Here is a 25201-nt window from a genome sequence, read left to right on the forward strand (position 1 = left end):
GCCCATTAAAGCGGCACGCGAGCTGGGTTCAGAACGTCGTGAGACAGTTCGGTCCCTATCCGTCGCGGGCGCAGGAAATTTGAGAGGGGCTGTCCTTAGTACGAGAGGACCGGGATGGACAGACCAATGGTGCACCAGTTGTCCCGCCAGGGGCACAGCTGGGTAGCTAAGTCTGGGACTGATAAGCGCTGAAAGCATCTAAGCGCGAAGCAGGCCTCAAGAAAAGATTTCCCACGATGTATGCAAATACATCGGTAAGACGCCTCAGAGAACATGAGGTAGATAGGCTGCAGGTGTAAGCACGGCAACGTGTTAAGCTGAGCGGTACTAATAAGTCGAGGGCTTGACCAGACAACAGGTCGCAATACATTGTGCAGCAGAAAGGGCGGCAACAGCCCCGGGGATACACCCGTTCCCATACCGAACACGAAGGTTAAGCCCGGGTACGCTGATGGTACTGAAGCGGTGACGCTTCGGCAGAGTAAGTCACTGCCCATATTTCTTTCAAAAGCTTCAACAGATTCTGTTGAGGCTTTTGTTGTTTTTTGTTCTAATGCGGCAGCAAAGCCAAGAACTTATCAAAACTCTCATAATGCTCATTGTTGCTCAAAATAACATAAGTCCAAATTTTTAATTGAAGCTTTTTGAAGTGACAATGTTAAGAGATAGCAATATAATATATTTATATTATATTGCTTAACAGGGGTGAATATATGAAATTTAGAAGATGGTACGTATATGTTTTGATCGTTTGCGTTATAACTCTTGGTATATTTTCATGGCATACGTCCATAAAGCATAATATAAATAACAACAAGCAGGAAATAACTAGAAATCAGGATGCATTGCCGCAGAAACCAGAGCCGGATGAGCAGGAAGAGCAAAAAAAGGAGCCTGTAGATATTTCACTTGTGGCCGTAGGAGATGACCTTATGCATCTTGAAGTTATAAATGACTTTAAAAAGTCGGACGGCAGTTATGATTTTACTCCGCTTTATAGTGATATTAAAGATGAAGTTTCAAGTGCTGATATAGCCTTTATAAATCAGGAGACTATACTCGGTGGAACAAAGCTTGGTTTATCAGGTTATCCGACTTTTAATTCGCCCCAGGAATTAGGGAGAGACCTTATAAAAGTTGGATTTAATGTAATAAATCATGCAACAAATCATGCTCTTGATAAAGGGGTAAAGGGAATAAACAACACTATTTCTTTCTGGAGATCACACCCGGAGGTTACTATGGTAGGGATATATGAAAGCCAAGAGGATAGGGATACTATAAGAGTCGTAGATAAAAAGGGTATAAAAATCGCATTTTTATCTTATGCATATGGCACAAATGGCATACCGATTCCTAAAGGTAAACCTTACATAGTAAATATAATAGATAAAAATCTTATAGCTAATGATGTAAAGCGCGCAAAAGAACTTGCTGATGCTGTCATAGTATCCCTGCATTGGGGGAATGAATATCAGGAAGTCCCGTCGAAGCAGCAAAAAGAGCTTGCCTCGTATTTAGCAGATCTTGGAGTGACGTTAATAATAGGGCATCATCCCCATGTGCTTGAACCAGTTGAGTGGATGAAAGGGAAAGATGGGAACAATATGCTTGTGGCTTATTCACTCGGAAATCTCGTTTCATGCCAGAATGAAATTCCAAGGCTCGTAGGCGGGATGCTCAAGCTCAATATAGAAAAAGATGTTAATGACAGGATATCGATAAAAAATCCCGAAATTATACCTGTTGTCACACATTATGAGAGATATGCAAAGGGGTTTAGAATATACAAATTAAAAGACTATACCGATAGCCTTGCAAAAGCCCATGGATTAAACAGGCTGGGAAAGCATGTTACCGTCCAGGCATTTAAGAATGAGGCATCGGCGGTTTTAAAAGGCTGGTACAATTTAAAATAAATTTTACATAACTATTATTTTCCGGGAAATAATAATGAATAAATTTTTGATAATAGGCACATAATTTAAGGAGATGCACATTAGATGCATCTCCTTAAATTATGTTCTTACATTATCGCGGGGTGGAGCAATTGGTAGCTCGCCGGGCTCATAATCCGGAGGTTGTCGGTTCAAATCCTTCCCCCGCAACCATTTATATATTTAATTTAAAATTTGTTAATACTTTCTTAATAAGGAGTTCACTTTTGAATTGTACTATATAGATAATTAATAAGCCTCCTTTTTTAATATTTTATATGGAAGTGGCCCTTAAAATAAGGGCTATTTGTGTTTTTTGGCGTTTTAAAAACTGATTATCCCACAAATCAAACTAAATACATGTAATGTACTACAATTCGTAATTTGAGATTATATTATTTTGAACACTCATTCGCCAGATTCAAGTTTTGTAAGTTCTAAGGCCAGCAGCCTTAAGAATCCAATAGCTTTTGAAACTCGTTTCACTCAGACAATCAAAAGCTCTAAGGATTCTTTTGCGGCAGCAAAGCCAAGAACTTATCAAAACTCTTATAATACTCATTCGTCGTTCAAAATAACATAATCCTATTTATGACTGATTTCATATTACAAATCAATAATGTACCTAAAAAGCTATAAATAAATTTCACTGTATAGTATAATTTTATAAAGCACAAAAATATTGTGCAAGTTATAAACAAGCTTAACGCATGTGTACTAAATATATGTACTTAAACTATTTGAAGAATATTATGGAAAGAAACTCAGCGATTGAAATAATATCTTCCAAATATAAAAATGCATGCCCTTAAAATTGGAATCAAAGGTGAATTTTATGCTGTATAGAATAAAACAGTTTTTTAGAGGTATTTTTGTTTGCGTCCCGCCTGAAAGTGGTATACTTATTAAAAGATATTTAAATAAAAAAGAATATGATCTTTTTATGAAACTTCCTCCTTATGAAAGAGCTCATGCTTTGAATACTGCTTTTACAGTTCAAGGTTTCGGAGATATCGATAATAAGGAGATTATCGTGAAGGCGGCACTGCTCCACGATATAGGAAAAGTCGGCAGCGGTATTGGCATATTCGGGAAATCTATTTTAGTTTTGACGGATAAATTTTTTCCTGATTTTTCACATAAACTTTCACAAAAAATCGATATGTTTAAAATATATTATAAACATCCTGAAATAGGAGCTAAATTATTGGAAAGCATAGGAACAGATAAAAAAGTAATATTGCTGGTTGAAAATCATCATTCAAATAAATATATAAAGGGAATAGAGTATTTAAAAAAAGCTGACAGTTTAAATTGACAGGAAGGTGGTGTAGTATAAATGAAAAAACCATTAGAGCTTTTAATTTCTATCATAATATCCATTGTGCTGCTTAGTATAATATTTCCCTCGGATCCTAAGAAGACGGATCTTATAACACAGTTTAGGTCGTATATAAAATCCGGTAAAAAAAGCGCTGAAATTAAAAATTATACTTTGGGAAGGCTTCTTCAGGTTGACGAGGATGGAAGCGCACTCATATGGTCGACGGACGAGAAGCATTTATATTATTCGAAACCTTCAGAGGATATGGGATCCGACGAGCTCTGGGTATCGGATCTTAAGGAATATAAAAGCAATATTGAAAGCGATATTCAATTAATTAATATAAGAAATCCAAAATTAAGCCCTGACGGGAAAATGCTGGCATTTATATCCGGTCCGGAGGAGAAAAACAGTTTGATTTTGTACAATATGAATACGGGACAGTTTAAGGATATAACTCCGACAAAAATATTCGATATAGGCATAACTTCCTATGACTGGGATACCGACTCAAAAAATATATTGATGTCCCTGGATCTGGTAAGTCCATCTATACAAATCTATAACATAGAGATGGATGAGATAAAAAAGTTTAATATAAAATTGAGAAACTGCAGAAATGCTGCATTTTATAAAAATGGGGGCATAATGTTTTCACAACTGGATGAAGATGGAAAGTACAAAATCTATACGGCTGACAGCAGAGGTGGCAATATAACATATATTGCAGAAGGCTGGGATTTTATCTTATCAGATGATATGAACAAGATTGCCATATTGTCTGATGGTGATGGACAGGGGAACCTTTCGGTATATAATATCGATTCTAAAAAGACGGTAAACCTTTTGTCATCTCCTGCATCAAATGTTTACTGGGTATCCGACGGATCGCTTTTATATTCCAGTGAAAGGGACAGTGCGAATGCAAAAGTATTTGAAGGCGATATACACTATTACGGGAATGATGGAAAACAAAAAATCATAACAGGGGCGATACATACGATTTTTGTGCCATCCGAGAGTGGAAATAAGATAGCTATGACTTCTCCGGCATATATGAACGGCAAGAAAGAAGAAAAGGGTATATTTTTCGGAGAATTATTAAAAGATGCTACTAAAAAATAGATATATTTCAGGGGTGGTTTTATGAAGGGGAAAGAAAGAAGACAGCAGATAATAGAACTTTTAAATACCCATGGCAGACCTGTAAACGGTACGTATTTATCCCAAAAATTAATGGTATCGAGGCAGGTTATCGTTCAGGATATTGCAATATTGAGAGCAAAGGGGACAAATATCATCGCTACGCCGAGGGGATATATAATACCGGATTATCCTGAAAGCAGATATCTAAAAAGAATAATTGCATGCATACACGATAATGAAGGAATAGAGGATGAGCTAAATACAATTATTTCATGCGGCGGAAGGGTTATCGATGTGATGGTAGAGCATCCGCTTTATGGAGAACTCAGGGGAATGCTTATGTTATTTTCAAAAAACGATGTTGACGATTATATAAATAAATTAAGGGCAAGCAACGGGAAACCGCTTTTAGTCCTTACAGGAGGTGTTCACCTTCATACTATAGAAGCCGACAGCATAAAAAAACTGGACATGATAGAAGATAAACTGAGGGAGAAGGGCTATTTTCTGGATACAAAAGTATAGATTACCCGTGTGTCGGTTATTTTCGATAGAGAAAGTATTTTTAACTATTACGGAAGGCTAAGCAGGTGCATTAAATTATTTGAAGAATATTTTTCAAATGTAGAAAATGTATCTATGTTAGGTTGATATAACATTAACAATACGAGGAGGAATAAGATGAAACTTGAAAAGTTGTTAAATTGGAAAGTTATACTTGCAGCCCTTGTTATTTTGCTTATAATATTTTTTTCAAGTATAATAAATTTTTTGGTCAATGTCCAATGGTTCGTAGAAGTTGGATATTCCAGCGTGTTTTTTACAAAGCTATTTACCGAATTAAAGTTTGGGATTCCTATATTTGTTGTTTTATTTTTAATAATCTATTTTTATTTGTTATTTATGAAAGGACAATATATAAAGTATTCAAAAGCGATATATTCCAAGCAGCAGCTTAAATCTGCAAGTGTCAAATTATTTCTGGTGGCATTTATACTTTCTGCATTGATAGCGTTTGGCATAACATCGTCAAAATGGGACGATATTTTAAAATTTATATATGCAACCCCGTTTAATTTAAAGGATCCGCTGTTTGGGAAGGATATAAGTTTTTACATGTTCAGGCTTCCTATGTATAGGACGATTTACAATTTTGCGTTCAGCACGCTTTTTATAATAACTATATTAAATCTTATATTTTATCTTGTAGTTGCAATAAACACCATGAGCGAAAACAGATATTCCGACTACAATGTTCTTCAAATGGATAGGCACAGGAGATTCATGATAGGAAAGGGCGTGTTTGAATTTGCCGCAAAGCAGATGTCATTTTTCATCTGCGCCATATTTATAATGGTAGGAATAGGCTATTTGTTTAAAAATTATAACCTTGTTTATTCCTCAAGGGGTGTGGCATTTGGAGCAAGCTATACCGATGTCCATGTAACATATCTGTTTAACAGGATACTTATGGCATTAAGCATAGTTGCAGCTCTTTCCATATTCTATGCAATGTATAAAAAGAAAGTAAAGCTTACATTGTGGGTAATAGGAATAATGATAGGCGCATCCCTTGTACAGGGGATTTTTGAAACAGCTGTACAAAAACTCGTCGTATTTCCAAATGAAATAGTTAAAGAAAAACCATATATAGATTTCAATATCAAATATACAAGGCTTGCATATGGGTTGGATAATGTTGAGCAGAAGGATTTTCCGGCAGAACAGAATTTAACGCCCCAGGATATAGCCAGCAATAAAAATACCATAGATAACATAAGAATAAACGATTTTGCGCCGGCACTCGATGTATACAATCAGCTTCAGGGGATAAGGCCGTATTACAGGTTTAGCGATGTGGATATTGACAGATATACTATAAATGGAAAATATACGCAGGTTTTTGCTGCCGCAAGAGAGCTTGATAAAGATAAACTTCCGGCCGGATCACAGACATGGCAAAACAAACACCTTTTGTATACGCATGGCTATGGAATAACGATGTCACCGGTAAATAGCGTTACTTCGGAAGGGCAACCTAATTTCATAATAAAGGATATTCCACCGGTATCCTCATCGGATATAAAAGTAGACAGACCGGAGATATATTTCGGTGAGCTTGCGAATGATTATATAATAACCAATACAAAGCAGAAGGAGATCGATTACCCTTCCGGTGATTCAAATAATTATACTACCTATCAGGGTAGTGCCGGAATAAAATTAAATGGATTGAACAGATTGCTTTTTATGATAAAAGAAGGAAGCTTTAACTTCCTGCTTTCAAATGCCATAACATCCAATAGCAAGATAATATTGAACAGGAATATTGTTCAAAGGGTCCAGCAGATCGCTCCATTTTTAATATATGATAAGGATCCATATATTGTAGTAAATGGAGGAAAACTTTACTGGATAATAGATGCATATACGGCAAGTTCGGCTTATCCTTATTCGGAGCCTATAAATAATATCAATTATATAAGAAATTCCGTAAAGGTTATAATTGATGCGTATAATGGCAAAACAAATTTTTACATTTATGATAAAAAGGATCCGATAGCCATGACGTACAACAAGATATTCCCTCACCTTTTTAAGAGCGCGGATGAGCTTCCATCAGGGCTTAAGGAACATTTGAGATATCCTGAAGATATATTCGATATACAGCTTGAGATTTATAAAAAATACCATATGACGGATTCAAGCATATTTTATACCAGAGAGGATATGTGGTCTGTTTCAGGTCCCACAGCCGATACGGATCAGGCACAGGCACAAAACAATTCTGAACCATCGTATATAATAATGAAGCTGCCGGACGGGAAGGATGAAGAATTTATGCTCATAAATCCATATACACCGGCCGGAAAGGGAAACATGGTCGCCTGGCTTAGTGCGAGGATGGATAAAGAAAATTATGGCAAGCTTATAGTATATAAGTTCCCGAGGCAGAAGACTGTATACGGTCCTTCCCAGTTTAAGGCCATGGTAAATTCCGACCCTACGATATCAAAGGAAAAATCCCTTTGGAACCAGCAGGGGTCGGGTATCATGGAAGGAACTACAATAACAATACCCATAGATAAATCTTTACTGTATGTTATGCCCTTATATATAAAATCAACAGGTTCTAACAGCATACCTGAGATGAAAAGGGTAATACTCGGATATGGAGATAGAATAGTGATGGAAGATACGCTTGGCAAGGCATTAAACAGCATGTTCAATATACAAAATACCGGTACCACAACAACCCAGCAGGAAGAAAATACCCATCCTGGCACGACTACTATAAATGAAAATGCCGGCAACCTGATTAAGGAGGCAAACGATGAGTTTGCAAAGGCCAAGGATGCTCAGCAAAAAGGCGACTGGGCGGGATACGGAAGCCATATAAACAAGCTTGAAAGCTTGCTTAAGCAATTAAACGAGTTATCAAAATAGTACAGTTTTATTTTTGTTTTATCGTGATTTTTTTGGCTGCTGCTGTATATAAATAGAATAAGAATATGAAAAAGAGGTGACATTAATAAAGTTTAAAAGGCTGCTGCCTTTTCTACTGGTAATCGTATTTGTATTATCTGCCTGTCAAAGCAGTAATAGAATTTACACAGGATATAAAAATAAATATATGATAAATGTTTATTATAAACCTGATGAAAATTCGATATTTGGAAGTGAAAAACTATCATATAAAAATACTGAGAATATAAAATTAGACAAAATATATTTTCATTTATATCCTAATTTTTATAGAAATGAAGATAAAATATCTGCCATGGGAAATATAAACAGTATTTATCCTGAGGGGTTTAATCCCGGACAGATCGATGTTATTGATGCGCAGGTGGATAATAAAACAGTTAAATGGGATATAGAATCGCAGGATAAAACAATCTTGTGTTTAAATTTTACAAGGCCGGTAAATATAAACCAGAAAATAGAGATAAAAATAGACTTTCAAGAGAAACTTCCTTATGCATATACGGCCTTCGGTACCTTCAATGGGATAGCCTGCTTTGAAAACTGGTACCCTGTACTATGCGTATATGATAGCGGGGGTTGGCATAAAGAAGCGGGTTCGGCCATAGGGGAGCCCAATTTTAGCGAAGTTGCGGATTATGAGGTTGAAATAAATGTTCCAAAAAGTGAAATTGTCGCATCTTCAGGGAAATGCATAAAAGAGAAAGATTTAGACCTTGGGAGAAAGAGCTTAAAGCTGAAAGCGGACAGTGTCAGGGATTTTACATGGTTTAGCAGCAAATCTTTCGATATCTTACAAAAAAAGTTCAATGGAGTGACTATAAAGTCGTATTTTTTCTCCAAGGACGCCGCAATGGGGATCAAGGCTATAGAATATGCAAAGAATGCGGTTAAACTTTTTTCGGATAAGTTTGGTAAATATCCTTATGACACTTTTTCAGTAGTTGAGACTTATCTTTATGGAGGTGCAATGGAATATCCGACGATAACGTCTGTCGGCAGGCAATATTATGAAAACAAGGACAGCAAGCTATTGGAAAGTGCTGTTGCCCATGAAACGTCCCATCAGTGGTGGTATGTTACCGTAGGGAACAATGAATATAAAGAGCCATGGCTGGATGAGGCTATGGCAACCTATTCAGAGTATATGTATTTTGAAAAATATTATGGAGATGATGACTTAACACAGAGACTGCAGACCGGGATTAAAAATTCCAATAAGCATCCCGGCGATTCCGTAGATAAATTTAGAAATATAGATGAATACAATAATACAGTATATTTGAAAGGAGCATATATAATCGATGAGTTTAGAAAGAAGGTGGGAGATAGTTTATTTATTGAAACTATGAAAGGGTATTATGACAAATACAAGTTTAAGAATGCAAGTATATCTGATTTCTTGGATATCGTCAAAAACGTATGCGGTAGTGAAACAGCGGAATTTATAAGGTCAAGGCTCTGATGTAAATAAAGATATAGAAGTGGATGCTTCTGTATCTTTTTGTGTTATAATCTTGATGGATACAATATATTATTTTTTAAACAGCATATTTAAAATTAATATATGGGAGGTTTTCTAATGGATATCAAGGAATTTAACAATCCGGGGTCAATATACCGGCCGGCGCCCTTTTGGAGCTGGAACGACAAGCTCGATAAGGAGGAGCTTAAAAGGCAGATAGATGAAATGGCTGATAAAGGCTGGGGCGGTTATTTCATGCACTCGAGAGTTGGGCTTGTCACAGGTTATCTTTCTCCTGAATGGATGGAAATGATAAAGGCATGTGCTGACGAGGCAAGGGCAACGCATACATATGCATGGCTCTATGATGAGGACAAATGGCCGTCGGGATTTGCAGGCGGCAAGGTGGCCGAAATGGATGTAAGTTATAGAGGATGCCGTCTTGTACTGATCAAAAAAGATGAAATTACTGATAACGATAAACCTCTGGAAAAATTTAAGAGCGAAGGACAGGAATACGCAATATGCAAGAGAAGGTATTCAATGGGGAAACCCTGGTTTAACGGGGCATGCTATGTAGACCTTATGAATCCTGAAGCCGTAAAGGCCTTCATTGGCTGCACCCATGAAGAATATAAGAAATACTGCGGCGGTTATTTTGGGAAAGAGATACCAGGTATATTCACGGATGAGCCGTGTTATTTGTACGAACACGGGCCGGAGCCAACGCTTCCGTGGTCGGATTATCTGCCCGGATATTTCAAGAAGCTTAAGGGTTATAATATAGAGGATCACCTGAAGGAATTATTTTATGATACGGATGATTACCACAAAATCAGGTTTGACTTTTTTGATGCCGCTACAAGATTGTTCCTTGAAAGCTGGACGAAGCAGTATTATAACTGGTGCTGCAGGAACAACATGAAGATGACGGGGCATTTCATGGCGGAAGATTCCCTCACATATCAGATGCAGTGGATAGGTGCTGCAATGCCCCATTATGAATTTATGCACTGGCCGGGAATAGATAAGCTTGGAAGGCATATTGAGCAGCTTGTAACAGTAAAGCAGGTGTCGTCCGTTGCTGACCAGCTTGGCAAGGAAAGGTCATTTAGCGAGGTATTCGGGTGCATAGGCCAGCAGGTAAGTTTTTATCATAGAAAATGGATCGCCGATTGGCAGGCAGCGCTTGGCATTAGTTTTGTGAATTCACATTTATCTCTGTATTCTATGAGGGGCGAGAGAAAAAGGGACTATCCTGCAGACTTATTCTACCAGCAGCCCTGGTGGAAGGATGAAAGAAAATTCGGCGATTATATAGGGAGGCTTTGCTACACTGTTTCGCAGGGCAAAAGAGATGTGGACATACTTGTTATACACCCGATTGGAAGCGTATGGAGCGAATATTCTCCGCTGCATGAGAAGAACGGACTATCAAAAGAAAAGGGATTTTACGATTTGCCGTTTGAATCGCTTTCTAAAAAATTGATTGCCAGAAAGTTGGATTTTCATTATGGCGATGAGATAATAATGGAAAATCATGCGAAGGTTGAAAATGGGAAGTTGATCATAGGCCGCCATTCATATACTACCGTAATAGTTCCGCCATCCCTTACACTAAGGGCGAATACTGTAAGGCTGCTTAAGGAATTTGCGAAAGAGGCGGGACCTCAAAGGCTTATATTTATCAAACAGTATCCGGACAGGATTGATGGGGAAACTTCGGATATTGGCATGCCGGACGGCATCATAAAGACATCCAGCGTCGATGATGCCATCGGTATTGTCGATGGTTATTATAAGGACAGGGTAAGGATAACCGACACGATGGCCAATTCCAATGCAGATAAGATAATATGCCATAAGAGGATATCAAAAGACGGTGAAACTTTGTTTTTCGCAAACACAGATGAAAAAAGGGAAATAAATGCTGAAATATCGCTTCCTGGGACAAGAAAGCCGTATATACTTGATTTGATGTCGGGAGAGGTTTATAAGACACCTGTCACATATGATGAGGGAAGGACATTAATAAGATTGAAATTTTATCCTGCAGGGAGTTTGCTTCTCTTATTCCCGGCTCATGAAATAGAATCCCATGAAGCATTGAGATTCTTAGACAGCGGCGTCATGTTCGGCAGTTTTGATAAAATAGTGAATGTAATCGACGATTGGGCTGTAAAACCCCTTGAAGAGAATGTACTGCCTGTAAACGATGTCACCCTTTATTTAAAGGGCAAATGTGTAGTGAAAGATGGGCCCGTGACAAAAGTGCTGCATAAGTATTTTTATAAGGCGGAGAATGGCACCCCGTTTAAAGCGGAATATAAATTTGAGGTGCTGGATATTCCTGAAGGAGATGTATTTGCAGCAATAGAGGTGGCGGAAAATTTAGATCGGATCACGATAAACGGTACAGAAGTAAAACCTTTGAAAAAGCGCGGAGAGATGGGAAAGTTCGATCCTCAAAAGAGCTGGAAGGATATTAACTTTACGAAGGTGCCCCTGAATGGGAACATAAAGCGGGGTATAAATACGTTAGTTATAGAGGGTAAAAAGGTTAATAATATATCCGCGCCTGCATGCCATGTAAGGGTTAAAGATTTTAACAACCATATGCCGACGGAGGCTGAGGCGATTTATATCGCAGGAGATTTTGAAGTTTTCGATCTTGATAAAGTAAAATTTGCAATAGGCAATAGAAAGGGGAATATTTTAGGCAAAAATTTAACAGAATCAGGTTATCCTTTCTATGCAGGTAGAGCAGAGTATAGCTCAAATGTAAATTACAAGGGAGAAGGCAGGGCATATTTAAAAATAAATGATGTCAATGCGGCATGCGTTGAATTGTATGTTAACGGGCATTTTGTAGGAGTAAAATATTGGGCTCCATATATCTTTGATGTAACCAAGTTTGTAAGGGATGGAAATAACGAATTAAAGATTGTGGCAGCTACAACATTGTTTAACCTGATGGGACCAAACAGGATCGCCGGCATTGAAAATGATACGGGAGTAGGTCCGGGAACTTTTGTGGATTTCAGGAGATTTACTGAAAAATATAAATTCATGCCCTTTGGAATCAGCAGTGCCTGTATATATAAGTAGCAAATACTAATGAATTATAAAAAAGGATGCTCATGCATCCTTTTTTATAATAAAAGGGGGATTGCGATGGAAACATCTCTTCACTCTTCTATTAAAAGGTGGTATGCCCGTCCCGGTGACAGGCTTGAAGCGATGATGGAAGGCTATATAATAGATATATTGCGCGATGACTTGCTGATTGAGATACAGACAAAAAATTTTTCAGCGATAAGCAGAAAACTATACAAGCTTTTAAAAAGTCATAGAATAAGGCTTGTATACCCTATTCCGAAAGAAAAATATATAGTAAAAATATCGTCATATGATGGCAGCATATTGAGCAGGAGAAAGTCGCCAAAACATGGCAGACTGATTGACATATTCGATGAGCTTATAAGAATACCCGCTATTATCAATGAAGATAATTTCATGTTTGAAGCCCTTTTTATAAAGGAGGAGGATATAACCTGCCAGGATGGAAAGGGAAGTTGGAGAAGAAGGGGAATCAGCATAGTGGACAGAAAACTTACGGATGTTTTTGAAAGTGTGCAGTTTGCATGCAAGGATGATTTCTATATTTTTTTACCTGACAACCTATCTTACCCTTTTACAAATAAAGACTATGCAAGATGTTTTGGCTGTACCATATCAAAAGCGAGGAAAGCCACATACTGCCTGAAAAAAATGGGGATTATAGCTGAGAAAGGCCGAATAAAGGATGGAATACTATATTGCGTCAAGTAGCAAGGTTATTATCCCATAGAATTTACAAAACTTGAATCTGGCGAATGAGTGTTCAAAATAACATAAGTTCAAATTACGAATCGAAGTTTTTTTATAGAATATATTGACGAATATCGATTTGTGCTGTAATATATTCATATCGATACTTGTAGATGTGAGGTGAGTGAATTGGAAGACACATATGAGAAAACCGCAAGAGTCTTTAAGGCGTTCTGTGACCCAAATCGCCTGATGATCATTGATATGTTGAAACATGGAGAAAAGTGTGCTTGTAATCTTTTAGATAAAATGAATATTTCACAATCAACGTTGTCCCATCATATGAAAATATTATGTGAGTCCGGTATCGTAAATTGCCGGCGGGATGGGAAATGGATGTATTATTCTCTCAATAAAAAAGGTTGCGAAACAGTGGAAAATTTACTGATGGAGATTATGAAATCAGCCGTATTCATCGATACAGATGAAAAATGTGATTGCATGTGATAGAAGGAGAAAAAATTATGAGAATCGTAATCATAGGTGCGGTTGCCGCCGGAACATCCGCGGCAGCAAAGGCAAGAAGGAACAACGAAGGCGCCGAAATCGTCGTTTATGACAAAGACAATTTTATCTCTTATTCCGGGTGCGGAATGCCCTACTACATCGGCGGAGAGGTCGAAAATGCAGATGAACTGACCCCGCGTGATCCGGTATTTTTTAAAAGTAAATACAACGTGGATATTCTTACCCGGCATGAAGTGCTTTCTATTGACCCCGATAAAAAAATTTTGAATGTGAAGAACCTTTCAACAGGAGAGGTGTTTTCCGATCGTTATGATAAACTTGTAATCGCAACCGGTGCACGGCCGATTGTTCCGCCTATCAGGGGCGCAGACAGACGGCATGTTTTTACCCTGCGCAATATTAACGACATGAATCGTATCAAAACTTTTGTCAATGAAAATCAGCCGAAACACGCAGCGATTATCGGAACGGGTTTCGTTGGGCTTGAGGTATGTGAAAATCTTAAAAAGCTGGGCTTGGAAGTGACTCTGCTGGAGAAGCTGCCGCAGGTGACGCCGGGGCTAGACAGCGATATGGCAGTATACGTCAGGGATCATATCGAAAAGAATGGCGTTTCTGTATTGACTGGTGTTTCCGTAACTGAGATTAAAGAAGACAGCGTGGTTTTGTCGGACAGCAAAGGAATCCATGCGGATATGGTCCTTATATCCACTGGCGTACGTCCCAACACAGAGTTGGCTGCTGCAGCGGGGATTGAGCTTGGAGTTTTAAATGCGATCCGCGTGAATACAAAAATGCAAACCAGCCAACCGGATATTTACGCCTGTGGAGACTGCATCGAGCAGTTTCATGTGGTGACGGGAAAGCCGGTTTATCGGCCATTGGGTTCTACAGCCAATAAGACCGGCAGAATCGCTGGTGATAATGTGACGGGCGGCAGTCTGGAATTTAAGGGTATCCTCGGTACCGGGATCTTTAAAATATTTGATATGACAGTAGCGCAGACCGGCCTTTCCGAACGAGAAGCGCTCGCTTTAGGTTATGAAGTTGCGGTATGCCACAACATCAAGCCCAACAAGCCGGAATACATGGGCGGCAAAGAGATGGTAATCAAAGGGATAGCCGACGAGGTGAGTGGCAGACTTCTGGGCGCGCAGATTGTCGGATATGAAGGCGTGGACAAGAGGATTGATGTATTTGTGACGGCAATCACCTTTAAAGCAAAGGTTGAGGATCTTTTCCATCTTGATTTGGCTTATGCCCCACCGTTTTCAACGGCAAAAGACCCGGTTATGTATACTGGTATGATATTGGATAACGAGATTCACAGAGGCAGGCCGCTGATGACGGCGCAAGGGTTGGATTCCCTGATGCAATCGGGAAAAAAGTACGAGCTGATTGATGCGAGGGTTCCCGCACAATATAAAAAGAAACATATAGTATCAGCTGAGAATATTCCTCACGAAAAATTACGGTCCGTCGTTCAAACTTTGGATAGGGATGCCGTTATAGTCACTTACTGCAACAAAGGTGTTACCGGAAATGCAGTACAGAATATACTGATCAATGACGGATTTCAAAAAGTGTATAATCTCTCCGGAGGTCATAAGCATTACTGCAAATTACATCCGGCGAAATGGTGAGTTTTGGTGACTATCTCCAGCATGGATTAAAGGGGTTTTACCTATGTGACATTTCACGGCAGGATCATCCGAACAGTGATTAAAAATATTTTTAGTATTGTAATTTAAGGAGCGATTATGTTGAGTAATGAAAAAACGCAAGGCATTGGTTTTTTTGAAAAGTATTTGACGATTTGGGTACTTCTTTGTATGGCAGCGGGCATCCTTATCAGCAAATTTCTACCTGGGATTCCTGCGTTTCTTGAAAAGCTTCAGTATGCGCAGCAGAATATTCCTATCGCAATTCTTATCTGGATCATGATTTACCCCATGATGCTGAAGATTAATTTTCAATCCATCAAGAACGTTGGGAAGCACCCTCTCGGCATTATTATATCGAGTGGAAGCAGTTGGCTGATTAAGCCATTTCTTATGCTGGGGCTGGCGACCTTATTTCTTAAAATAGTTTTTAATGCCCTTATTCCAGCCAGTTTGGCACAAAATTTCGTAACAGGTGCGGTGTTGTTGGGTACGGCTCCATGTACCGCAATGGTGTTTGTCTGGAGCAATCTCGCCAAAGGTGATCCTGCGCATACCCTTGTTCAGGTTTCCATAAACGACTTGCTTATCCTTGTCCTGTTTGTGCCCTTGGTTTCCTTACTGCTTGGCGTCAACAATGTTCAGATTCCATGGGATACGCTTATATTCTCGGTTGTGCTTTTCGTAGCGGTACCATTGGTTGGAGGTGCTGTTACGCGAGTTTTAACGATTAAAAAAATGGGAGAAAAGAATTTTAACGATAAATTCGTCTCCAAGTTCGATAATGTAACAACTTTTGGGTTGCTTCTGACTTTGATCATCATTTTCTCATTTCAGGGGGACATCCTTTTGGAAAAACCGCTTTATGTTCTGATGATTGCTGTGCCGCTTATACTCCAGAATATTATATCTTCCACGTTTACCTATTTGCTGTGTAGATGGACGAAACAACCTCATGATATAGCTGCTCCTGCTTCCCTGATCGCTGCTTCTGACTTCTTTGAGCTTTCGGTAGCAGTTGCAATCTCACTTTTCGGTCCGAACTCTCCGGTCGTATTGGCTTGTACTGTTGGAGTGCTCACAGAAGTTCCGGTTATGTTAATGCTTGTTAAAATCATTACCAAGACAAAGAATTGGTATTTAAAGCCAGCAATTAATAATTAATATTATTTTAGGAGATGTTTTATATGAAAAAAATGCAAATTTTTGAACCGGCCATGTGTTGTTCAACGGGCCTCTGTGGAGTTGGAGTTAATCCCGAACTTCTCAGGATTTCGACGGTACTGAATACACTCAAGAAAAATGGCATCGATGTTGAAAGATTTAATCTGTCAAATGCCACAAAGCAGTTTGTAAGCAACAAAGCAGTCAATCACTTCATCAGTACAAAAGGCATCGATGGGTTGCCTGTTACTGTTATAGATGGAGAAATTGTTATTGAAGGCAGATACCCTACTAATAAGGAATTTGAAAAATTGCTTGGTATTCCCGATAATATTTTAAAAGATAAAACAGGGGATGTTAAAGTTACTGCGAGAGGGTCAAACGAATGTGGGTGTTCAGGCGGAAAGTGTTGCTGATCTAGGATTAAGGCTCTCTGCCAAAAAAGATTTAACAGTTTTAATTAAAATGACAGAAGCATATCTTTCCAAGAAAAATTATGTACATTTTGCACAAAGGATAGATATGCTTCTTATCATTTTGCTGAAAATTGGAGGTTATCATCATGAAAAATTTTAATCCACAAACTATTGGGTTAACCAAATACCTGTTTTATACAGGTAAAGGCGGAGTTGGGAAGACATCGGTGGCATGTGCTACGGCTGTTAGCCTTGCAGACTGCGGGGAAAAGGTGCTTTTAATCAGCACCGACCCCGCCTCGAATTTACAGGATGTTTTTGATACAGAGATTACAAACAAGGGCGTAGAGATTAAGGAAGTACCCAATCTGGTTGTTTCCAACCTTGATCCCATACAGGCAGCCGCAGAATACAGGAAGAGCGTCATCGGCCCTTATCGTGGCAAACTGCCCGATGTGGTTATAAAAAATATGGAGGAACAGCTTTCCGGTTCGTGTACTGTAGAAATTGCAGCCTTTAATGAATTCTCAAAGTTTATCACGGATGAAACAGTACAGAAAGAATATGACCACATCATATTTGATACTGCTCCGACAGGACATACCCTCCGAATGCTGCAACTGCCGTCTGCATGGAGCAACTTCATCAGCGAAAGCACACATGGAGCTTCTTGCTTAGGCCAGCTTTCTGGATTGGAAAGTAAAAAGGAAGTTTATAAAAAAGCTGTTGAAACCTTGTCCGACAGGGGGAAAACAACTTTGATCCTTGTATCGCGTCCAGAAGAAGCGCCTCTTAAAGAAGCGGAGAGAGCATCCAAGGAACTTGCGGATATTGGTATAGATAATCAGATGCTGGTAATCAACGGAGTTCTGACTTCTTATGATGATGGCGTTTCCGAAAGCCTATATCAGAAACAACAAAATGTGCTTAGGAATATCCCGCAGGGTTTGAAAAAAATGGCCATATATATGGTCCCACTCAGAGCTTATAACATTATCGGAATCGACAATGTAAGAGCCTTGCTGACTAAAGATCAATATATTGTACGTGATGAGAAGATCAATGTTCAAACGATCCTTCATCTGAAAGATGTCATTGACGATTTATACCGTACAAACAAAAAAGTGATTTTTACAATGGGGAAAGGCGGCGTCGGAAAGACCACAGTTGCAGCTGCGATTGCGCTGGGTCTTTCAAAAAGGGGAAGGAAAGTTCATCTGACCACAACAGACCCGGCGGATAATCTTAAATTTGTGATTAACGAATCCAGCGGCATCACCATGAGCCATATCGATGAGCACGCCGAACTGAAAAAATATCAAAAAGAAATCATCTCAAAAGCAAGAAAAACCATGTCTGATGATGATATTGCCTATATTGAGGAAGATTTACGCTCCCCGTGTACACAGGAAATCGCTGTATTCCGAGCTTTTGCAGAGATTGTTGAAAAAGCAGAAGATCAGACCGTTGTGATCGATACTGCACCGACAGGCCATACTATTTTATTGCTTGATTCGACTCAAAGTTACAATCAGGAGATCAAACGCTCACAAGGCGAAATTCCCGAATCCGCGAAGAAGCTTCTCCCACGTCTCCGTAATACCCATGAAACCGAAGTTATTATTGTAACTTTAGCTGAAGATACGCCCGTATATGAAGCGCTGCGCCTTGAAGATGATTTAAAACGTACAGGTATCGGAGTAAAGTGGTGGATAATTAATTCATCATTCTACCGTACCGATACAACGAATAAGATACTTTCCGCAAAGGTAAACAATGAGATTGAATGGATCAACAAGGTGGCTGAACATTCAAAAGGAAATTTTGCCGTTATTGGATGGAAAGCAGATGAGATAAAGGATGATGAGTTGCTTAAACTGTAAATTTTAATATTTTTCAGCAGGTGAAGGTGCATATTCTTCAAATAATCTTTATACACATAGCAGGTGACCCTAATTTGACAAAGGTTCAAGGAAGGGCACCTGCTTTTGTCATATTCGGCAACAGCCATATCCCCTCCAGACATTTCACTAATAAGTACCTATCTTCAATTCAACTTTTATATATAAAGTATACCTTTTATATAAAAAATATACTTTATAGTTAGTAAATTCAAAATATTTTATACTAAATAGCAAACTTGATGGATTTATTATTATAGTATGAAAATATATAATATTCCAAAAGGAGTTGAGAAATGTGCAGTTTACTCACAAAACAGATACAAAGACCCAAGTTAAGATAAAGTCATCTGAAAATGTATCATTTATGACATATGTTATGCAGAATAAATGGTTATACATTTTTTTGGCAATAGGTATGATATATCTTTTTATATTTAATTATCTTCCAATGTATGGCGTTGTTATTGCTTTTCAAAACTTCAGCCCGGTTAAAGGTTTCCTCAAGAGCGAGTGGGTGGGGCTTGCCAATTTTAAATATTTATTTCATTCAAGAGATTTCATTGAAGTATTCAAAAATTCGATTCTGATAAGCCTATATAGGATTTTTTGGGGATTCCCCGCACCGATAATACTGGCACTTATGTTGAATGAAGTGAAAAATCTTGTTTTCAAGCGCTCAATACAAACAGTTGTTTATCTTCCCCATTTTATATCATGGGTTGTACTTGCCAGCATGGTGGTTAATTTTCTTGCACCATCAGGAGGTCTTGTAAATAACATAATAGTTGCGTTAGGGGGAAAGCCCATATCATTTTTGACCAGCACCAAGTGGTTTCGTACTGTCCTGGTGGTAACCGATATATTCAAGGGAGTTGGGTGGGGTACGATTGTTTACCTGGCATCGATGACATCCATTGATCCCGGGCTGTATGAGGCTGCAATTATTGATGGTGCCACGAGAATGCAGAGAATAAAATATATTACATTGCCCGGCATATCATCGACGATAGTCGTACTCCTTGTTCTAAGGATGGGCGGTATCCTGAGGAACGGTTTTGAACAGATATTCCTGTTGTACAGTCCATTGGTTTATCCGGTAGCGGACGTATTTGAAACTTATACATACCGTGTCGGTCTTCTGGAAGGCAGATTCAGTTATGCCACTGCGGTGGGGCTGTTTCAGTCGGTGGTAGGATTTATACTGATAATGCTGACGAATAGAATATCTAAGATCATCAACGGCAGCAGTTTATGGTAGGGAGGATGAGGTTGTTATTATGGCGTCGATGAAAAAAAAGATTGATTTTTTTGACATAGTAAATTACGTGTTTCTTGTTATTATTGCAGTCATAATGCTTTATCCGTTTGTAAATGCAATTGCAATCTCATTCAGCACATATGACGGGTATCTTAAAAATCCGTTCATGGTGATAACCACCGAATGGAGCCTTGAAGGGTTTAAATATGTTTTTAAAAACGGCCTCATAATGAGAAGCTATGGCAATACGGTTTTTGTTGTGGTTTCAGCGACTTTACTGGGATTGTTTTTTACGATAATTATGGCATATCCCCTTTCAAAGAGAAATTTGAGAGGCAAAAAAGTATTCATGTATTTGCTGATATTTACAATGATGTTCAATGGAGGATTGATCCCCAACTTTTATCTTATAAAAAGCCTTGGTTGGCTGGATAAATACTGGGCTCTGATCATTCCGGGCGCTCTGGGCGCTTATAATGTAATCCTGATGAAGAGCTTTTTTGAAGGCATTCCATCAAGCTTAGTTGAGGCGGCCAAGATAGACGGCGCATCGGACATTACTGTCCTGGTAAAGATAATGCTGCCGCTTTCCACGCCGATAATTGCGACTATAGCGCTGTTTATCGCAGTAGGGCAATGGAACAATTTCTTTAATGCCCTGATTTACATGAGAAGTCCCCAAAAATGGACGCTCCAGCTGGTTTTGAGGGAAATTCTGATGTCCGCCCAGACCCAATTGCTTTCAGTTGCCGGAGATACGGCCAATTTAAATACCATTCCGCCTGAAACATTGAGGTACGCCACCCTTGTTGTTTCAGTCGTACCGATTATGTGCGTATATCCTTTCCTGCAGAAATATTTCGTACAGGGCATCACCCTTGGAGCCGTGAAAGGTTGATCGCTTGATTTTAATCTAAAGCATGACAAGTGTTTATAATCATTCCGCTTCAAATTAAGGTTATGTTAAAAGAGGGATTTTAATTAAACATAGCCTCAATTGATAATAAATATTAAATAGGAGGATAAGAAAATGAAAATTGGGAAGAGATTTATTTCAATTTCCCTGGTTGTGTTTTTGCTCTTAGGTGTTATGACAGGATGTGGAAGTAAAAAAGAACCCGTAAATTCCAGCAAATCGACAGGCCCTGTCCCGATAAAAATATTTGCAAATTTTACTTCCGCAGAGCAGACAAAAGTAGATCAAGCATGGCAGAAAAAGATTGAAGAGGCATGCAATGTGAAGTTAAGCTTTGAAGTGCCGCCTTCATCAGGCTATGGTGAACGCCTGCAGGTCATGCTCGCAGGAGGCGACTATCCTGATGTGGTTTATTTTGGAAGTACAACGGATAAAAATTTTGTAAACTCAGTAAATAATGGAATTATCGTCCCCGTAACAAAATATATAAATGATGCTCCAAATTTAAAGAAATATTCATATGATTATTCATTTGATGCATTAAAAGTTAAAGAAAACGACGATATTTACGGCATCCCCAGGACCACAGTGCAGAGAGGCGACGGCTTTATAATAAGAAAGGATTGGGCCGATGCAGTAGGCTTTCAGATCCCATCGGACAATCTTCTAACAATTGACCAGTTCCGAGACCTTATGACCAAGTTTTCAAAAAATGATCCTGACGGGAACGGGAAAAATGATACCTATGGCTTTGCGACTTCAGCTGATGGCGAAGGAAATTTATGGCCCATCATGGGATATGCATTTGGAGATCTCGGCTGGCAGAAGGTAACCGGTGAAAAGTATGAATATATGACTCCGATGTATGATAAGGAAAGCCCGGTATATAAAGACGAATTGCAGTTTACTCAGGATTTATATAAAAATGGTTTGTTAGACCCAAATGCGCCTTCCATAAAACATGATGCTGCAAAGCAGAGGTTTTTCCAAGGCGTTACAGGTGCAATAGGAGAATTCTCAGGTTGGATTTCCCAGTATGTTGCCCAGATAGCAAAAGTTAATCCCAAGGCAAAGCTCACATATATAAGCGGCCTTAAGAATGCAGAAGGCAAGTTTCAGGAAACATCTTTTGGCACGGGCCTATGGGGTTTCTGGGCTGTAACAAGCGCTGCCAAAAGGCCGGATGCTATAGTCAAATTATTTGATTACATGCTGAGCGACGAGGGCTGGTCGTTATGCAAAGACGGCGTAAAGGGCGTAAGCTATACGGAAGAGAACGGAGTAAAGAAGCCTACGGCCGATTATGGAGATTTCGCGCAGAATGGATGGGCAAGGTGCTTTGTAAGAAGGAATGACGACCCATCGTTCTTTGTAGCGCTTGATACACCTGATGAATATAAAGATCCTGTTACAAAGTGGATCGATATAGCAATCAAGGCAAAAGTAGTAAGCCTTGACTTCGGGTACAGGCCGGCGGCTGCCGACAAGCCGGAACTTATAGATTATGGCAAGGCAATAAACCAGACGGTGTCGAAAATAGTAACAGGGGCATCCCCTGTAAGCGACTGGGATAAAACCCTTGACGGCTGGTATAAAGCAGGCGGCGCCGAATATGTACAGCAAATGAACGATTATATCAAAAAGACACAGGATAAAAAATAAATAATCTATAAATATTTATGGGTTTAGTATTGCAATCAGGCAGGAACCACCTTAGGATTAAAGATGTTTAAGGTGGTTTTTGCCTTGAAGTAAATTATATTTGGAGGGAATAGTCATGGAAATAATACATTCTGATTTGACAGTAGCCGGAGCAGGTATAGCGGGAATGTGTGCGGCACTTGCAGCTGCAAGGCATGGCTTGAAAGTGGCGCTGATAAACGACAGACCTGTGCTGGGAGGCAATGCGAGCAGCGAAGTTGCAGTCAGCATAAGCGGTTCCGCAGCAGGCGGAGGCTCGAACTCGGTATATGCACGAGAAGGCGGTATAGTAGAGGAAATAAAGCTAACGAGGCTGCATTATAACCAGATGGAAATGGGCAGCTATTCCGTTCAGGATTGGCCTATGGAGGATGCGGCATATTTTGACCTTATTTATAACGAAAAGAACATAAGTCTGTATCTCAACACCTCGGTTAGGAGCGCTCAGGTTGAGAATGGAAAAGTTAAGGCGTTAATGGCAGTACAAGTGGGTTCCGAAAAACAATTAAGGTTTGAAAGCCCTTTATTTATCGATTCGACAGGGGATGGAACCGTAGGCTATAATGCAGGAGCGCTTTATATGTGGGGAGAAGAAGCGAAGAATGAGTTCAATGAATCCCTTGCACCCCAAAAACATACAGGATATGTGATGGGGAGCACCATTCTATTTTTCACAAGAGATGCCGGAAAAAAGGTCACCTACAGGAGGCCGGACTTTGCATATGACATTACCAAACTTGACTATTTCAACAGGTTCGGCAACAGTAAACTTGCCAGGGGAATCCATAGGGAAGGAAATGTTTATAACGGTTATTGGTGGGTTGAAATAGGGGGACTGCTTGATACGATCCATGATAATGAGAAGATAACTCTGGAGCTTAGAAAAATAGCTTATGGTTTATGGGATTATATTAAAAATAGCGGGAAGTTTGAAGGAGTCGATAATTTATTGCTTGACAAGGTCACCCAGATTGCAGGCAAAAGAGAGTCAAGAAGATTTACAGGTGACTATGTATTGACGCAAAATGATATCGAGGATAAAACGGATTTTCCTGACAAGATTTCAATAGGCGGCTGGACCATGGATGTACACGCTCCAAATGGAATATACGATGAAGGTCCTGCAACTCACTGGCATCCAATTAACGGCATATATAACCTGCCTTTCAGATGCATGTATTCAAAAAACATATTGAATCTGATGCTTGCAGGCAGGGATATAAGCTGTACGCATATAGCCATGGGATCTACAAGGGTTATGGGGACCTGCGCATGTACGGGGCAGGCGGTAGGTACGGCAGCATATTTATGCAATAAATATGGAATATATCCGTCTTCAATTATTAAGGACGGTCATATTGAGGAACTGCAGGACGAACTGCAAAGGGATGACCAGACAATTATGGGCAGACGGGAAAAATATAACCCTGAATTGTTAAGCGATCTGACAGTTTCCGCTTCATCAACCAGGGCATATACAAACCCGGACTGCGAGGCAGCCCTTCAGTTGACTGAAAATTACTGTATGGCTTTTCCTGTTGAAGACAGGATTGATAGTTTGGAAGTAAAGGTAGCTAATAGCTCAGATGAAAAGAGACAGATGAATATAAACATTTACGGCGGTAAAAGGCCTGAGAATTATATACCTGATACGCACTTGAAGGACATATCAGTTGATATTCCGGGCAATTTTGAAGGATGGATCAATCTGCCGGTTTCAGTAAAGGCATGCAGTGATAAAAAAGTATACATTATTTTCAATAAGGATGATTCACTAAAGCTGTTTTACAATAATGAAAAAATCGTTGGAATAGTTACTTTCAGGTGCAGAAAAAATACTGAGATCGATAAATATCCCAAGAGCGGTATATTCAGGCTTTCAAGGCAGGAGAAGAACATAAGCTTCAGAAATATAAAACCTGCATTCGATATATATGGGGCAGAAAATGTAATAAACGGTTATTCGAGACCCCATGGGCTTCCTAATATATGGATGTCTGAGAAGATCCATAAGGAAAACAGCGAGTGGATATCCTTGGACTACAGCAGGTCAAAGAAAATAGATGAAATACAGTTGATATTCAATACGCAGCTTGAATATGATAATTTTAATAAAATCATGCCTGATCTTGTAAAACAATATGCAATTGAGATTACATCTTTGGATGGCTCAAAACAAGTAATCGAAGTCAAGGATAATTACTTAAGGCAAAGAAGGCATAAAATCGATAATCCAAATGTCAAAAAAATAAGGATTATATTCAAGGGGACCTATGGTTCAAAGTATTTTCAGCTGTTTGCAATAAAGCTTTACTAATCGCTGAACTTTCAGCTTTAATAGTTTGAATAAACTTATGTTTTTTTGGCGAATACATTGCCAAAAAACATAAGTTTATTTACATACGGATATAAAATACGCCCCCCATTTAGAATCTTCAATTCGTAATTTGAAATCAGGAATAAATAGGATTATGTTATTTTGAGC

18 protein-coding genes, 1 tRNA gene and 2 rRNA genes are annotated in these 25201 nt (G+C 39.1%); all 21 read left to right on the forward strand.

Annotated features, from left to right (window positions below; genetic code table 11):
* A 23S ribosomal RNA gene (locus QME45_10760) occupies positions 1 to 351 on the forward strand; the annotation flags it as partial.
* A gap of 30 nt (positions 352 to 381) precedes the next feature.
* Positions 382 to 498: ribosomal RNA gene (rrf, locus tag QME45_10765) — 5S ribosomal RNA — on the forward strand.
* A gap of 215 nt (positions 499 to 713) precedes the next feature.
* Positions 714 to 1919, forward strand: coding sequence for a CapA family protein (locus QME45_10770; protein ID MDI6619136.1), 1206 nt, complete (start codon positions 714 to 716; stop codon positions 1917 to 1919).
* A 116-nt stretch (positions 1920 to 2035) separates the two neighbouring features.
* Positions 2036 to 2111: transfer RNA gene (locus QME45_10775), tRNA-Met, on the forward strand.
* A 661-nt stretch (positions 2112 to 2772) separates the two neighbouring features.
* A complete protein-coding gene (locus tag QME45_10780) occupies positions 2773 to 3255 on the forward strand; it encodes an HDIG domain-containing protein (protein ID MDI6619137.1) in 483 nt (160 codons plus the stop codon).
* Positions 3256 to 3276: 21 nt separating this feature from the next.
* A complete protein-coding gene (locus tag QME45_10785) occupies positions 3277 to 4386 on the forward strand; it encodes a hypothetical protein (protein ID MDI6619138.1) in 1110 nt (369 codons plus the stop codon).
* 21 nt (positions 4387 to 4407) lie between these two features.
* Positions 4408 to 4932: a transcription repressor NadR gene (locus QME45_10790; protein ID MDI6619139.1), complete on the forward strand. Its 525-nt coding sequence runs from the start codon at positions 4408 to 4410 to the stop codon at positions 4930 to 4932.
* A gap of 156 nt (positions 4933 to 5088) precedes the next feature.
* Positions 5089 to 7854 (forward strand): UPF0182 family protein, encoded by a 2766-nt coding sequence (locus QME45_10795; GenBank protein ID MDI6619140.1) that lies wholly within the window; start codon positions 5089 to 5091, stop codon positions 7852 to 7854.
* 187 nt (positions 7855 to 8041) lie between these two features.
* Entirely contained in the window at positions 8042 to 9358 is a 1317-nt protein-coding gene (locus QME45_10800) for a M1 family metallopeptidase (protein ID MDI6619141.1), read from the forward strand.
* Between the two features lie 117 nt (positions 9359 to 9475).
* Positions 9476 to 12466: a glycoside hydrolase gene (locus QME45_10805; GenBank protein MDI6619142.1), complete on the forward strand. Its 2991-nt coding sequence runs from the start codon at positions 9476 to 9478 to the stop codon at positions 12464 to 12466.
* Positions 12467 to 12532: 66 nt separating this feature from the next.
* A complete protein-coding gene (locus QME45_10810; GenBank protein ID MDI6619143.1) occupies positions 12533 to 13189 on the forward strand; it encodes a hypothetical protein in 657 nt (218 codons plus the stop codon).
* A gap of 168 nt (positions 13190 to 13357) precedes the next feature.
* Positions 13358 to 13675, forward strand: coding sequence for a metalloregulator ArsR/SmtB family transcription factor (locus tag QME45_10815; protein ID MDI6619144.1), 318 nt, complete (start codon positions 13358 to 13360; stop codon positions 13673 to 13675).
* Positions 13676 to 13692: 17 nt separating this feature from the next.
* Positions 13693 to 15339 (forward strand): FAD-dependent oxidoreductase, encoded by a 1647-nt coding sequence (locus QME45_10820; GenBank protein ID MDI6619145.1) that lies wholly within the window; start codon positions 13693 to 13695, stop codon positions 15337 to 15339.
* A gap of 120 nt (positions 15340 to 15459) precedes the next feature.
* Positions 15460 to 16521, forward strand: a complete 1062-nt coding sequence (gene arsB, locus QME45_10825; GenBank protein ID MDI6619146.1) for an ACR3 family arsenite efflux transporter — start codon at positions 15460 to 15462, stop codon at positions 16519 to 16521.
* A 23-nt stretch (positions 16522 to 16544) separates the two neighbouring features.
* Positions 16545 to 16937: an arsenite efflux transporter metallochaperone ArsD gene (gene arsD / locus QME45_10830; GenBank protein MDI6619147.1), complete on the forward strand. Its 393-nt coding sequence runs from the start codon at positions 16545 to 16547 to the stop codon at positions 16935 to 16937.
* Entirely contained in the window at positions 16909 to 17097 is a 189-nt protein-coding gene (locus QME45_10835) for a hypothetical protein (protein ID MDI6619148.1), read from the forward strand. Before arsD ends, QME45_10835 begins: the two co-directional genes overlap by 29 nt.
* Entirely contained in the window at positions 17084 to 18820 is a 1737-nt protein-coding gene (gene arsA / locus QME45_10840; protein MDI6619149.1) for an arsenical pump-driving ATPase, read from the forward strand. Before QME45_10835 ends, arsA begins: the two co-directional genes overlap by 14 nt.
* A 316-nt stretch (positions 18821 to 19136) precedes the next feature.
* Complete coding sequence (locus tag QME45_10845) at positions 19137 to 20099, forward strand: ABC transporter permease subunit (GenBank protein ID MDI6619150.1); 963 nt, start codon at positions 19137 to 19139, stop codon at positions 20097 to 20099.
* Between the two features lie 19 nt (positions 20100 to 20118).
* A complete protein-coding gene (locus QME45_10850; GenBank protein MDI6619151.1) occupies positions 20119 to 20997 on the forward strand; it encodes a carbohydrate ABC transporter permease in 879 nt (292 codons plus the stop codon).
* Positions 20998 to 21129: 132 nt separating this feature from the next.
* Positions 21130 to 22677, forward strand: a complete 1548-nt coding sequence (locus QME45_10855; protein MDI6619152.1) for an extracellular solute-binding protein — start codon at positions 21130 to 21132, stop codon at positions 22675 to 22677.
* 115 nt (positions 22678 to 22792) lie between these two features.
* Positions 22793 to 25033, forward strand: coding sequence for an FAD-dependent oxidoreductase (locus QME45_10860; protein MDI6619153.1), 2241 nt, complete (start codon positions 22793 to 22795; stop codon positions 25031 to 25033).
* The last annotated feature ends 168 nt before the right edge of the window (positions 25034 to 25201 follow it).

This window comes from Clostridiales bacterium (assembly GCA_030016385.1).
Lineage (GTDB): Bacteria > Bacillota > Clostridia > Clostridiales > Oxobacteraceae > JASEJN01.